The sequence below is a fragment of the Streptomyces hygroscopicus genome (assembly GCF_026168105.1).
GTDB classification, from domain to species: Bacteria; Actinomycetota; Actinomycetes; order Streptomycetales; family Streptomycetaceae; genus Streptomyces; species Streptomyces hygroscopicus_D.
Genome location: NZ_LBMW01000048.1, coordinates 22,834 through 37,097 on the forward strand (window position 1 = coordinate 22,834; position 14,264 = coordinate 37,097).

Annotated in this window: 5 protein-coding genes; 2 read left to right on the plus strand and 3 right to left on the minus strand. The window is 66.8% G+C overall.

Translation table 11 applies throughout. From position 1 onward, the window contains the following. Nucleotides 1-56 precede the first annotated feature (56 nt). Nucleotides 57-1,994 carry an AIPR family protein gene (locus AAW14_RS32035; protein ID WP_265567936.1) on the plus strand — a complete coding sequence of 646 codons (1,938 nt, stop codon included), beginning with the start codon at nucleotides 57-59 and terminating at the stop codon, nucleotides 1,992-1,994. A 366-nt stretch (nucleotides 1,995-2,360) separates the two neighbouring features. On the opposite strand, the gene mads8 is transcribed toward AAW14_RS32035, so the two are convergent. The 3 genes from mads8 to mads6 are packed head-to-tail and all read right to left on the minus strand — an operon-like array spanning nucleotide 2,361 to nucleotide 13,772. Next, on the minus strand, nucleotides 2,361-7,868 hold the full coding sequence (gene mads8, locus AAW14_RS32040) for a methylation-associated defense system ATP-binding protein MAD8 (RefSeq protein ID WP_265567937.1): 5,508 nt from the start codon (nucleotides 7,866-7,868) through the stop codon (nucleotides 2,361-2,363). A 15-nt stretch (nucleotides 7,869-7,883) separates the two neighbouring features. Then, nucleotides 7,884-9,581, minus strand: a complete 1,698-nt coding sequence (mads7, locus tag AAW14_RS32045) for a methylation-associated defense system protein MAD7 (protein WP_265567938.1) — start codon at nucleotides 9,579-9,581, stop codon at nucleotides 7,884-7,886. 3 nt (nucleotides 9,582-9,584) lie between these two features. After that, nucleotides 9,585-13,772: a methylation-associated defense system protein kinase MAD6 gene (gene mads6 / locus AAW14_RS32050; protein WP_265567939.1), complete on the minus strand. Its 4,188-nt coding sequence runs from the start codon at nucleotides 13,770-13,772 to the stop codon at nucleotides 9,585-9,587. 296 nt (nucleotides 13,773-14,068) lie between these two features. Here mads6 and AAW14_RS32055 point away from each other — a divergent pair, with 296 nt between their 5' ends. Then, the gene (locus tag AAW14_RS32055; RefSeq protein WP_322741140.1) at nucleotides 14,069-14,257 is read left to right on the plus strand and encodes a hypothetical protein; all 189 of its coding nucleotides are present in this window, start codon (nucleotides 14,069-14,071) and stop codon (nucleotides 14,255-14,257) included. Nucleotides 14,258-14,264: the final 7 nt, after the last annotated feature.

Consider the following 14,264-nt stretch of genomic DNA (forward strand, 5'->3'; position numbering starts at 1 on the left):
CTGCGCTGGCTGTGAAGATGGAGACGGCGTGCTCGGACGAGGACGCTGCTCGGGCAGTGATCGACTGCGAAACGGACCGCGGGATCGACGCGGTGGCCGTCCAACCGCAGGGTGAACGCCAGCACGTGACCCTCGTTCAGGCGAAGTGGAGTGACAAGGGGGAGGCGGGTTTCGGGGAAGCAGATGTCTCCGCGGTCATCCGGGGCCTCGACTACCTGCTGGAGTTGGAGTTCCATCGTTTCGGAAGTAAAATTGACCGACACGCGGCTGCGATAGATTCCGCTCTGAATAGCCCGTCGCCGAAAGTCACCCTCGTTCTGGCACTCGTAACCGGTACGGACCTGCACCCCAACACACGGGCGGTCCTGGAAGAAGAGATCGGCAAGCACAACTTGGACGACGACCTAGTCGACTACAAGGTCTTGAATCTCAGGGACTTGCATCGAGAAATCCTTGGCGAACACGGTGAGCGAAAAGTAGATCTAGATGTGCAGGTCCATGGCGTTGGTAAGGTGGCAGAACCCTTTCTGGCTTACTATGGGACCGTTTCAGCTGAAGAGATCGCCGGGTGGTATAGGGTGCACGGGCGGCACCTTACCGCGCGCAATATCCGAGATGCCTTGGATGTCAGCGACGTCAACGAAAAGATTCGGACCACGCTGGTCAAGGAGCCAGACTACTTCTGGTATCTTAGCAATGGGATCACCCTTATCTGTGATCGTATACGTAAACACGGGAAAGGTGCTCCAGCCTCCACGTCGGATGTAAGCCGAGCTTTCCGATTGGAAGGTGCCAGCGTAATCAACGGTGCTCAGACTGTGAGTGCTGTTTATCGCGCCGTACGACAGAAGCCAGGCAAAGCAGCTGCCGGCCGCGTGCTAGTGCGCATCATATCCCTCGAGGACACGCCAGAGGGGTTTGGTGACAGGATCACTGTCGCGGCGAACACGCAGAACCCCACGGAAGAACGCGACTTCCGGTCCCGCCGGCCGGAACAGTTCGATCTTCGACATGATTTTGCGCTCTCGCTAGGCCTCAATTATGTAATTAAGCGAGGCGAGCCGGAACCGAATATCGCCGACGGCTGCACCATGACCGAGGCTGCGCTAGCTCTCGCCGCAACGTACCGCTCACCGGACTTCGCCGCCAGAGCTAAGCGGGACGCCTCGACCTTGTGGGAGAATCGTTATTACCAACCGCTCTTTGGTAATAAACCGAGCGCGGTGAGAGTGTGGCGCTGTGTCAGGCTCCTCAGGTTGGTGCGTCAAGCGCTCGCTGAGGAGCAAGAAAACCTAGCTGGCCGGATGGCTGGAGCCGCGGCCCACGGTGACTTGCTGCTGACCCACGTGCTCTTTCAGACCATGGATACCGACGATATCGATTCTGAAACCCAAGAAGCGTCGGCCTCTTGGGAGGCGCGGTTCGCTGAGGTGCGCGAACGGGTCAGGAAAGCGTTGGGTTGGATGGTCGTCGTCATCGATGGTGCTTACGGACGAAATAGTCAAATCGGCACTACTGTGCGCGCGTCTGAACGAGCTGAGCGGGTAGCTGGCGGCCTCTATGAGCGTGTACGCAGTTCCGAGGAGCCACCGAGTGACGCTGAATCCAGGGTGGACCAGCCCGGCGGGTTGGGAAGCAATGTCACACGATCGGTGTGGTCGATCGTGGATGCGGATTTGATTCCAGACGGCACGATCTTGGAGTTTCGTCCTGTCACAACGCCGGAAAGACGGCAGTTGCCGCGGTGGCTCGACGAGGAGCCGCGACGAGCGAAGGCCGTGTGGCGCAACAACAAGAGCAGGCCGCTTATATGGAGCGCGGATAACAAGGCTTATGCGCCATCGACTTTGGTGCGTCAGATGCGGCGCGATGCGATGGGAAACGATCAGCAGGTCCAGGGAACACGGTATTGGCACGTACCTGGGCAAGGTTCGCTTGTCGATATCGCTCAGGAAGCGCGGCAGGAAGTAGAGAAAAGGAATCGAGACAGCTAGTTGGCTCCCTGAGGCGGTCACCAAGTGACCGCCTCACGCGACTGCGACGTCTCTTTAGTCGTCCTCAGGGGCGACAACATCGTCCAGTGAAGCCACAGCAGAGGCCATGAAGATGTAATGCTTGTCTTCGCCAGCGAGATATGCCAGGAAGTTGTCCCTAAGCCTTTGCGTTCCGAGGTAGTAATCCCTAAAGGCCTGGGAGTGCATATCCGCGGTCTCACGGTTAGGAGGAACAGGGATAAGGATCTCTCGGTAGCGCCTGCCTACGTCCTTACGGTTGGTCTGCATGAAGACTATACGGTCCCATTGGGGGCGGACGGTGTGAGAGTGTCGCCCCGACCGCGGTACGCGCGAACTGTGCAGTTCTCAGGTCTCTGTAACGGCAGTCTTGGTCACTCCTCCGTGGTGTGTGACCCGGGGACGGCACTGGACCTTCACCGCTCCTCGGGTGAAGGCGTCGTCAGTAGCCTTGCTGGACCAGACGAACGCCTCACCCGGCCTGAGCCCCGCCATCTTGTCCGGCGTCAGATTCGCCAGTGCGGCATTCGCCTTCTGGAGGTGCTTGAGCCAAGCAGGCGAGATCATCTTGTGCAGCACCATGTGGTTGGACAGTTCGATCAGCGAGATAGGCACAGAGGGGGGGTCCTGGCTCGCCACCAGGATGGACATCCCCTTGTGCCGCATTTCGCGGACGCTCGCCACCAAGCCGTCGACGAGGTCCGGGCTATGGATGTATTTGTGAGCCTCGTCGAAGACGACCAGCTTGTTGAAGGATTGTCCGTCGTGCGTGGCGTCCGCGAAAAGCTGCATAAGGACGACGAACAGCCCCAGTGCCTCGTCCTTGTCGATGTACTCGTCCCTCAGATCCACGATGATAAGGCGCCCAGGACGGACCAGGTCCTGGAGTCGCACGTTGTCATCGATATAGTCGGCGGCCAGTTCCAGACGCTGGAAGGCGAGCTGTTTCAGAGCGTCGGACAGAGGCGAGTCCTCCACTCCTTGACGAATCGCCTCAAGGGTGAGGTTGCGACGATGCGCCTTCATGATCCGCCCGAGCTGACGAATGTAGATCGACTGGTTTCCAATGGCCCCCATCAGGAATCGCCAGTGGGCCGCCTGAAGCTCCGACGAGGCGAAGGCCAGCGGCCGCACTTCCAGGTCCGGGTATTCTCCGCGCCGCTCCTCCACCTTGTCGGCCGGGGCGAGCAGTACGACGTCGGAGAGTGCAGCGGGCTCGGCTCCGTAGCGAGCCCGTAGCGCCGCACGCTGCGCCTCATCACTATTGTGACGCGTCATGCTGGTGAACTCGGGCGCGTAGTCCTGGGTGTCGCTGTAGTGGAAGACGATGCTGGCCAGCGGATGCGACAACTGGTTGACACCGGGAGCGGGCAGGCTCGCCATCTCAAGGATCGAACCGAGCGTGTAGCTCTTGCCGCCACCCTGGACACCGAACAGGCTGATCGTGTGGGTCTCATTGAGGTCCAGAGCGATCTTTCGCCCCGCGGTCGTCCCCAGAAGGCCGTACTGCTTCGTCGGCTGCGACACGCCGAGGAAAACATCGGGACTCGGCTGCGCCTCTCCTCCCTCCTCCGGGATGTCGGCTTCAAGCGGCGCAGACTCGTCCTGCGGGGCCTCTGGGGCACTGGGCGAGGATTCCGGTTCTGCCGCCTCGGTCGCCGTGTCGACGCGAGCCTCGGAAATCACCGGAGCGGAGTCCTGAGGCTTGTCCACCTCGGGACTGTCGGAGGCATCCACGCCTGTCGGCGCATGCTCGATCTCCCCCTCCGGCTCATCGTCCGCCGATGAGCGCAGCGGAGCGGGCTCATCGGGCACGTCACGCGTCCGCTGTCGGGGACGCAGACAGCGTGTGACCTCGCTCTGCTCCATGTCAACACCGACAGTCGGAAGTTGCAGCGGCGTGCTGTGGACACGGCCGCCGAGGTACTCCGTCTGGATCATGTCCAGCAGTTGCCGGACCGTGTCCTTGCCCACCCTGTGGAAGACGACTCCGGCGTCCGCCTCGGAGTCGGTTCCGGAATGCCCCAGGTCGAAGACCAGACCCGTCCGCGCGAACTCCAACGAGTAGCCGTGGTCCAGGTGCTCCAGCAGCCAGCGCGCCTCGGCATACGCCTTCTTGTCGAACAGCCCGTACCTGTTCGCACGGGCGAGGTAGTAGCCCATCAGCGATCGCAGGGTGAGGTTCCGCAACGGGCGGTCAGCCCGCTTGACCGCCGGGTCGAACTGCTCGGCCAGGACGCGCTGACTGCTCTCAATCTGCTGGACGATCTGCTTCTTCTTCGCCTCGTAGGCACCCAGACCACCGCTTCCGCTGAAGCACTTCACCTCGACGAGCCGGCACACGATGGTCCGGCGCTCCGCGTCCAGGTCGAGCAGGGCGAGGTCAGTGCGGTGAAGCCGGACCATGGCCTCACCGGTCGCGGCTCGCCGTCTGTCCTCCCCGTACAGATCGACGTGCGCGTCGAGAGGGATCAGGATCTGGTTCCTGAGCGCGTCGATGGAGCCCAGATAGAGCCGCGCCAGCGCCAGGCCGAGGACCTCGCTGTGGCTGCTTTCGCCAAGGGCCGCGAGCTTGAAGGCGAAGCTGCCCGAAAGTTCCCGCAACTGGTCGAAGAACGTCACCACATGGCGTTCCTCCATGTCGAGTTTCTGGTCCGCGAGGACGGGATTGATCAGCGCGCGCAGTTCGTCGATGGATCGTGAGGAGACCACGATGTGGTGTCCCAGACCGGTCTGTGAGGTGGCCGAGTAGTCGATGACGTATTCGGGCCGGTCGGCTCGGCCGTGGTCGAAGTACTCGACGCCGAGTGTGCGGTCCACCGTGACGACCCAGTCGCTGACCTGGTGCACGTCGTGTAGCAGGGCCCGGTCGTCCGGCGTCAGCCGCAGGGTGATCTGCGGCAGATGCCCGGGACGCGGCTCACCCGAGGTGACAGCAACGACGGCGGCTGACAGCGCCTCGGGTAGCGCGGCGAGCAGATCTCCCGTCTCCTCGGTGCCGTCGAGCGGGTCGGTGGCCCCGTGGCGCGGCTGGCGGCTCCAGGCCACGTACTCGTTATCCTCGGCGTAGACACTGGTGAGTTCCTGGACCAGGCCGTGGGCGGCCACCCGGCCGGTCGTCCGGACTCCGGGGGCGATGTCGTACTGCTCTCCACCGAAGGGATCGAACAGGATGCTGAGATGCGCCGGGAACTCTTCGGCCCGGTGTCGCAGATCGCCTGCCTCGCGTACCACGACGGCGAGTTTGGGGCGGAGCGGGTCACCTGGTGTGGCGAATGCCTCGGCGGCCACCGAACGTGGGCCCGAGGCGGGCGAGAACAGGTCGATGAGTGCCTCGCCCACCCACGGTTCGGCCGGGTTGTCCGCGAACAGGCGGATGGTGTAACGCAGGTGGGCCAGGTGCCTGCGGCTCTGCAGTTCGGTGAGCATCGCAGTCAGCAGATCGCCCCGGCCGGCGCCCAGGGCGTTGATGACCAGGCTGTCGGCGTACGGGTGGAGCCGCACGTAGCGTTCTACCCGGTCGGCGAGGTCGGCTCCGGTGACCATCCCCGAAGCCGCTGCTTCCGAGGCCGCACCGATAGCGGCGGCGAGCAGGGACACGGTGCCGCGGGGGTCAGCGGTCTCGCTCGGCAGGCACACCTGCCAGAAGTCGGTGAGCTGTCCGCCCGCGAAGGTCAGTTCTCCTGTGGCCAGCGGCACGACCAGGGGAAACCCGAGCGGTACGAGTGAGGTGCTGAGGCTGTGCAGGCGCTCCTGGACGGTGTCCCGGTTCTCGTTGGTCAGCCGCTCCAGCCAGTTGTCGGCCAGGGCCGCCTGGCCGCTCCACCACAGCATCCGCAGCGGATGGGTCGGGGCCACGAGGATCACCCGGCGCCGGCCGCCGCGGGCGTCGGTCAGATCCACCTGGAGCGTGTCCGTGCGCAGCAGCAGCGCGAGTTCGGCGCGATCCCGGTCCACGGTGTTCCCCCGCGGGTTCTCCAGGGCGCGGACACAGCGGTTCACCGCTCTCAGATACGTCTCCGCGTACGCCTCCGTCTCCTTGCGGACCCTACGCGGATCCGTCGCCTCCACCACCAGGGGCGCAGCACCCTCGGCGTCGGCACGCACAGAGGCGAACAGGTCGGCGCGGGCCTGGAGGTAGGCGTCGAAGTCGCTGCCGGGATCAGCGGTGACGGCGGGTGTCTCATCGGCCCCGAGTACCGCGACGCCGGTGGCCTCGACCGTGAGACGGGGCCCCTCAAGGGCGTTCGGCCGGGTCAGCATGCGCTCCTCGGCCTCGGCGAGCGGGATGGGCAGGTCGATGGTGACCGACCCGGCCGCTCCGAACGACGCCTTCAACGGCCATGTCTTGGTGGTCTTGGCGGCCCAGCCGACGTCACGGCAGACGACCCGTGCGGGATCCCGTCCCTCGGCGAGCGCGGTGAAGCGCAGCTTGTTCACCGCCTGGGCCAGGCCGGGGGCGTGCTGGGACCGGCGCACGGGGGGATCGTCGAACTCGCCGTCGGGGACGACGTAGAAACGGTCGCTCTCGTCCGGCCGCTGCGTTCCCTCCGCCCCCACGACCCGCATGGCGTCGCCGTTGGAGTCCAGCGGGACGACCCGTACGAAGTGCCAGCCCTCCTCCCAGTCGGCCTTGCGGCCCCTTTTCAGCTTGATGTTCGCCTTGAATCGCCTCCTGGCGGTCTTGGTGACCGAAACCGTCGCGGTGAAGCCGGTGGGGCTGACCGTGGTGGCCGCGCTGTCACCCTCGGTCTCGGACTCGGCGAAGATCTGGACGGCGAACCGGCTGAGTCCGGGGATGTGGCGGGCGTCCGGTTCGACCGTGAAGGTCACCGGCAGCGAGGCGAGCCCGCCGGGCAGCAGGTACTGCGCACCGAACAGCCGTTCAAGAGCCGGGTGGCTGCGCAGATCGTCCTGGTTCTGTCCCGCCTTGGGCAGCGAGGACAGCTCCTCGACCTCGATGCCCACTTTCTCGTCGCCGGGCTCGTTCTCCTGCGGCCAGTTGTGGAAAGCCAGCGGCCAGTTGTCCTGGTCGATCGCGATGGCACGGCACCAGCGGCCCGGCTCGTCCAGCCCTCCCTCGGCCGCGAATTCGACGAGGCGGCGTACGAAGGCCTGGTGCGCCGGCGAGTTCTGCGGCAGGGCCAGGGCCAGCACCCGCTGGCGGTCGGTCGCGGCGGAGTCCGTGAGGCGCAACACGGTCTTGCGGTTGCGGTCCGCCTTACGCGTGATCACCGCCAAATCCTGGAACAGTTCGAAGTCGGGGATGAGCCCGAGCAGGAAGACGGCCGCTCCGGCCGCCTGCGGGTCGAAGTCGTTCTCCCGCAGGGTCAGCAGATAGCGGACCGCGGCCTGGTCGCTCGCCCCGGGCCAGTCCTCCGCTGAGAGCCGCTCCAGCAGCTCGGTGACCGCAGGACGCAGCGCCTCGGGCACCTCACGCAGCAGGGAGGTCTTCAGATTGCCGTGGACGTCGCTCAGAGACAGCTGCTCGAAAGTGGCGATTCCGAAGGAGTCCTCGGCGCTGGCCCGCACCCCCGGCGGCACGAACACCAGCAGGGGCGGCCTCAGCCGGCCCTCCTCGTCGGGGTTGCGCAGCTCCACCAGCTTGGTGCTGCTCACCGCCACGTCGTCGGGCAGATGCGGGGTTCCGTTGCCCAGAACGAACACCTGGGAATCGGGTACGGCCGTGCGCAGGCCCCGCACCAGCCGGGTTGCGAGCTCGGCGTCGAGGTCACCGAGGCGCATGCAGTGGCCGGCCTCACGGCCACGCAGTACGGAGGCGAGCCTGGGCAGCAGGGCGTGCTCCAGAGCGTCGCGCCACTGCGCCTCGGTGATCTCGTTCAGTCCGTGTGCCATGTCGTGTGTCCTCCGCTACCTTCCGCCCGCCGTCACCGTGCCGTCCGCACCGATCACGAAGCGCGGCGTGATCACCTGGGTGAGGTAGGCGTCGGACAGGTCGCTGTAGAAGCCGATCTCCCTCATCCGCGTCGTAAACGCCTCCGCGTTCGACCGCAGTACGGCCTGTTCCTCGAAGCTCGTCGAGGGGAAACCGTCACCGGCCGGCAGCTGGTTCACGTGGAGGCCGTAGCGGCGCCGCAGGATGTCCATGAACTCGTCCAGGCGCAGGGACGCGGTGTGGTGCAGGAAGCGGGACCGGGTGCCCCGGGGGTTCGGCCTGAGCAGCGCGATCTGTACCAGCACCTCCAGCAGCGCGCTGTCCAGGACGAAGCGGCGGCGGCCCCGGTAGGGCTGGGCGATGACCGCTCCCGGACGGTTCTTGAGCAGGAGGGAGTCGATGGAGTCAATGATGTAGTCGTTGTGGTATTTGCCCCGGTATGCCATGACCAGCTCGATGTACTGCTCGAATGAGCTCAGGCCCATGCCCGCGCCGAGCAGCGGCCGTACTCCCTCGGGTTGTTGCTCGATGGGAGTGTCGTCGAGCAGCGAGTCCATCCTTGCGGCGAAGAACTGTTCACGGCGCTGCTGATAGGTCTTGTCCGCGAACCGGAGTACCTCGGCGACCGTGAAGAATCCCCTGGACGGCTTCGTGACCTCGCCCAGGCTCACCAGGTGCTCGGCGAACTCGTCCAGTTTGCGGACTGTGTACCCGGCGCGGACGAAGCCTGGGATACGCCGCAGCCAGACGTCGGCGCTCCGTTCGGCCAGGGCGGCGGCCGGGGTTCCCGGCGCTCCCGCCACGTCCACGAACAGGCCTACGCGGAACGGGCAGTCGGGGAAGTCGTCGCGGCCCTGGCCGGGGCCGGCGGGGCAGTTCTCCGGACCACAGGAGGGTTCGGCGCCGGACCGCTCGACCATCGACGTCAGTAGCTTCATCGTCTTGAGCTGTCCCAGGGCCAGGTGGAAGGCGAAGAGGATCTTCAGGTATTCGACCATGACGATCCGCGGCAGGAGTTCCCGCAGGGACAGCAGCCTCAGCACGTCGTCGGCGAGCAGGTCGGACTGCCCGACGCACAGCGGCGGGGCCGAGTACCAGCCCTTCACGGTCTGCGGGGTGTCGTGTTTCACCTGGCTGTTGAGGTGGAGCACGGCCTGGGTCTCGACATCGAGGCTGTTGTCGGGCAGTGGGGTGCCCAGGGCCGGGTCCAGGCCGGTGAAGAAGAACCCGCGGATCGCCTCCAGGGCGAGGGTTCCGCGTCCGTCACGGGCGTGCCGCAGCATCTCGTACAGCTGGGCGTCGGCGCCATAGGCCCGCGAGTGGTAGTAGTTGCGGAATTTGTACGTCAGGCCGTGCAGAGGGCGCAGTCCGGCGACGGCCTGGCTCGGCTTGCCCCGGTTCACCATATCCAGCAGTTGGGTCTCGATCCAGCGGCCGGCCATGTCGGGATGTTCTCTGAACCCCTGGAAGCGGTCGGCGTACTGTTCGTCCAGGAATTCCTGGACGAAGGTGTCGCTCTCGTGCTTGTGCCGCTGGGCGAGCCTGCTCGGCTGCCCGTTGTGGTTCACCCGCATGAGGAAACCGGTGAGAACCCGGTCCATCTCGACGCGCTTGAAGTCCAGGTAAGACACGCCGAGATGGCGGAACTCGCTGTCGCGTTTCCGCAAGGCCATCAGTTACCCCCCCGTTCCCGTGTCAGGCGCGGAGTCGACCGGCGCCAGCCTGAGCGCCCCGTCCCCCAGCCTGGTGATCTTGTGCGGCACGCTGCCCGGCGCAGTGAGTAGCACCTCCTGGTACGGCGTGGCGGACAGCGCGTTCTTGAACACCGTCAGCGCCAGGTTCTGTCCCTGCCGGTCCTCCACGCCCGGCTGGTAGCCGTCGTGGAGGCGGTCCAGCAGCTCGTACAGGTCCAGCCGCACCACGAGTTGGGCACGGTGCTGTCCGGCGCCATCGGCTCCCTCGTAACGGACGACGAGCTCGCGGGGGCTGGTCTCGACGTACGGTGAGTCGGGGGCGGCCCCGATCCGCAGGGTGAACCGGTCGGCGGGGAACAGCCGGTAGCTGCGTACGGTGCCGCCGGGAACCGAACGGACCTGGAGGGCCAGCGCCCGCTCGCCGTCGAGGGCGGCCCCAGGCAGGCCCTCGCCTCTGTTGACGGCCTCGATGATCCGGCCCAGTTCCGTGGAATTCGACTCGCCGCCAGTGAGCAGGTCCAGGAACCGTCCTCCGGAGTGGTAGCTGAGCATGGTCTTCCAGCGCTCGTCGTCGAGGCTTTCGAAGAAGAAGCGGCGGCGGGCGGCGGCGAGATAGGCCCGGTGCCGCTCGGGGGCGCCGGTGGTTGCCGCGGGGGTGCGGGGCAGCTCGGTGAAGCGGTCCGCCAGCAGCGTGGCGTCGTGGTCGCCACGCTGGTCGACACTGATGAGACTGTGTCCTCCTGCGGGTCCCACGTAGTCCAGTCTGCGGTCCAGTTGCGGGTCCGGAACGGTGGAGATGTCCAGTTCCTGCAGCTGCACCAGCAGCCGGTCGGGTTCTCCCGGGCCGCCGGTGTGGATACCGGCCCAGCTCGTGAAGTAGAAGCCGTCGAGGCGGTCCTGGACGCTGCCGGGACGGTCGTAAAGCTCGTGGATCTCGGCGCAGTCCCGCCCCGAGGTGAGGGTGTAGGCGAGGGCGGATCGCAGATCGCGCAGGGTGATGTGCAGGCGTCCGCGCAGATGGGTCATGCGGTAGAGCGCGGCGAGCCGCTCGGTGACCTGGGGGCCCGCCGTCGGATGGGCGAAGGTCTGCGCGTTGTGGCGGGCGTAGCAACGCGACGCCAGGTCGCAGGAGGAGCAGGCGGCCCAGTGTTTGGTGTCGCTCATCGCGCCGATCATGCGGTGCAGGATCGACTCACCGGTGCCTTCAGGGTCGGCGACCACGTCGCGGACGTTGAGGTTCACCACGGCGATTCCGTGCGCGGCCCGTCCGGAGCCCAGTCCTCCGCGGATCGCCTCGGCGAGCAGCGGATACTCGGCGCCATGCTCGGTGATGAAGTCGACGAGCCTGCCTTCGTTGATGGCGATCAGCCGTGTTTCGTCGTCCGGCCAGGCACCGGAGTCCGCGCCCTTGTACGGGGCGAGAAACGCCTCCAGTACGGCGTCGTTGTCCTGCTCACCCTCGTCCTGGCTGCCGTCATGATTCGTACGGAAGGTTCGGCCCTGGAAGACGAAGTCGTCGCCGTTGACTCGTTTCTCGCCGGGGACCGCGCCCCGTTTGACCGCCTCGGCGGCGAGCTGCTCCAGAAAGGCGGTCTTGCCGTCGCCCGCGTTGCCGGTGATCACCACCAGCCGGTGGTTCCCGGCCAGTACGTCCGCCTGCAGTCTGGTGTCCAGCGCGGTGGCCACGTAGAGCGGGAACTCCGCTGGGTCCAGCCCGCGCGTGCCGGCGTTGGTACGGCTGCTCTGGCTGTACAGCGTCTGGAGGTGGCCGACGAACGGGTTGGTGTTCTCCTCCGCCACGACGGCCGCCGAGGCGGGCAGGGCGTAGGTGGTCTCGTGCGGCGGGACGGCGGGCCGCACCCGCACCTCGCCGATGGCCCGTACGGTGGCCAGGAACGTCTCGGCGTCAGGGAAGCGGTCCGCCCGGCGCGGTGCGAAGGAGCGCATGAGCAGGTCCGCGAAGGCCCGACTGAGATCGCCCAGCCCGGCGATCTTCCGGGGGTCGAGTCCGGGTTCGTCGCGTGGCGGCTCCTGCTTGCGCGGCCAGGGGTAGTCACCCGTGAGCGCCATGTAGGCCGAGATACCCAGGGCGTACAGGTCGAGGTCGGCGAGTTCCGCGCGGGTGGGGCGCCGGCCTCGGACGGAGTCCGGCGGGTAATACTTCGGCGAGCCCAGCGTGGGGGTCAGGGTGGAGTCGATCGAGACGGCGGCGTTGAAGTCCAGCAGCTTGGTGCCCTCGGGCGTCCACAGCAGGTTGCTGGGCTTGATGTCGCAGTGGTAGACGCCGTTGCCGTGCAGGTGGTCGAGCCCGCGCAGGCAGTCCTCCAGCAGCCGCTTCACGTCTGCCGCGCCGAGCTTGCGTTCCCTGCGGGACACCGTCTGCAGATCGTGCCCTTCCGCGAACTCCATGCGAAGGTAGGGGAATCCGCCCTTGGGGAGCCAGTCGGCGTCGATGAGTCTGACCAGGTTCGGGTGCGGCGGGAGCTGGCGCAGGATGCGGTACTCCCCCTTGAGCCGGGCCTCCACGGACTCGCGGTCCCGGGTGATGATCTTCAGGACCTCGTCGGTCTCGTCCAGGGAGTTGAACACCTGGTAGACCACGCCGAAGCTGCCCCGCCCCAGTTCCTTACGGACGTGGAACTTCTCGGTGAGCCGGAATCCCGACGGCAGGCCGTGGTAACGGTGCGGATTCGTCCAGTCGAAGGGTTCCTCGGGTTCTCCGGGCGGCTCCTGGCCTCCCGCGCCACGGCCGCCGCCCGCGCCGGCGCCCGAGCCCGCCCTCAACAGCGCCTCCAGTTCGGCGACGGCCGCCGCCGCGTCGGGCCGCTGCACCGGATCGACCGACAGCAGCCGCCTGATCAGGTCCTTGACGCCGGGCCCCAGCCCGGAGGCCTCGTCGAGACTGTCCACCAGCTGGTTCCCGCGGGTGACGACGGGCAGTTCGCCGGTGAAGAGCTCGTGGAAGAGGACCCCCGCCGCGTACATGTCCGACGCTTTGGAGAACCCCTGGGGCCCGGCCAGGCACTCCGGGGCCAGATAGGCCGCCTCGTGGCGCTCGTACGCGTCCATCGCCACCGTGCCCGCGCGGGACTGACCGGTGTGGGCGTAGTCGAAACCAGTGATCATCGCGGTGCCGTTGCGGGCCACCAGTACCGTGTCCGGGGTGATGTGCCGGTGTACCACCCGGTAGCCGTGCGCGACCGCGAGCCCGGACAGCACTCCGGAGACCACCCGCCGTTTGGCGTCCGCTCCCAGCACGGGCCGGTCGCCCCCCGCGGCCATGCGCACGCGCAACGCCTCGGCCTGCACGTCCTTGAGGACCACCGCGTAGCCGGTCTCGTCGTCCAGGGGCACCACGTCGACGCACGGCACGATGTTGCGGCTCGGCGGCAGTTTGTTGAGCGCCTGCAGCGGGTTGCCGATCTTCTCGCGCGCCCGGGTGTGCTCCTGCTCCGGCAGCAGCGGGTCCACCGTGTGCACCTGCACCAGATAGGTGCCCGTGTTCGGCTGGTCCGGCCGCACCGCCCGGTACACCGACACCCGGTCCGCGTCGTCCGCCGCGTCGGAACCGGCCTCTGCCAGGGCCTCGACAGACTCGTAGACACCGAAGCGGCGTGGCCCGGACGACGGCTTCGACACCGCGCCCAGCGCCCGGGCGATCTCCTCGTGGAGCCCGGTGATGTCCATCACGGGCGCACTGGTGGACGGCCGGTGCCGCCGCAGGAACGGCACGAGGTCCTTCAACAAGACGGTGTTCTTCTCGTCCTTGCCGTCCGGGTCGATCAGCCGCGAGTCCTCGTACGGGAGGATGACCAGCTCCTCGCACCACACCGACCCCAGCGGATGCGAGACGCTCGACTGCCGCAACAGGCTCGCGACCGTCTTGGCGTGCTCCCGGACCTTGCGTACCGGACTCGGAAACGGCTGGCGTCCGGCCGGAAACCAGCGCGGGCCGTGCACCTCGATACGCCCGTGCGTCCCCTTGGTGTCGGCGATGTAGCAGGCGCGGTCGGTGAGGATCGCGAGGTCCACCTCGAAGGTCTGACGGTGCCGGGTGATCTCGAAGTTGTGGATCACGGTCCAGTCGGCCGGGGCGTACTCCCGCAGCTGCCGCAGTACGACTCGCTCAGCGTCGTTGACCGGCTCTCCCACCCGGATGATGCGCGCCATCAGCGGCTGTTCCCCCCTGTACGGTCCCGTCGCGCTCGCCTGGCCCCCGCGTTGCGCGCACCCAAGGGCTGTGGACGAACGTGCACCGCAGGGCACCGAGGTGCGCACGGATCACTTTAGTGCGGGCGGGGTTGTGGCGTGGCGGGCTGTGGATAAGTGGGGGGGAGGTGGTGGGGGTCAGTCGACAGGACCGTCGTCACCGGTCGCACCAGAAGGCGACCGTTCGGCGACGAACGATCCCTTACCCGGCACAGTCACGATCAGACCACGCTGGCTGAGGAGTTGCAGAGCCGCCCGTGCCCGCTCCCCGCTCTCCCTACGGCACGGACACACCACTGGACGGCGCCGCCACACGTCTCGTACACCCCTATGTGACCGCGTGCGAACGGGCACGGCAACGCCGTCGCAGGGTCGCTCTCGTGCTCACCGCCGACTTCGGCACCGACATCGACCGCCATGTGATCGGCACGGAGAGGGCGGCTTGATGCGGAA

Excerpts from the sequence above, each read along its gene's own strand:
- mads8 (WP_265567937.1), bottom strand. The coding sequence starts at position 7,868 with ATGGCACACGGACTGAACGAGATCACCGAGGCGCAGTGGCGCGACGCT.
- mads6 (WP_265567939.1), bottom strand. The coding sequence starts at position 13,772 with ATGGCGCGCATCATCCGGGTGGGAGAGCCGGTCAACGACGCTGAGCGA.
- mads7 (WP_265567938.1), bottom strand. The coding sequence starts at position 9,581 with ATGGCCTTGCGGAAACGCGACAGCGAGTTCCGCCATCTCGGCGTGTCT.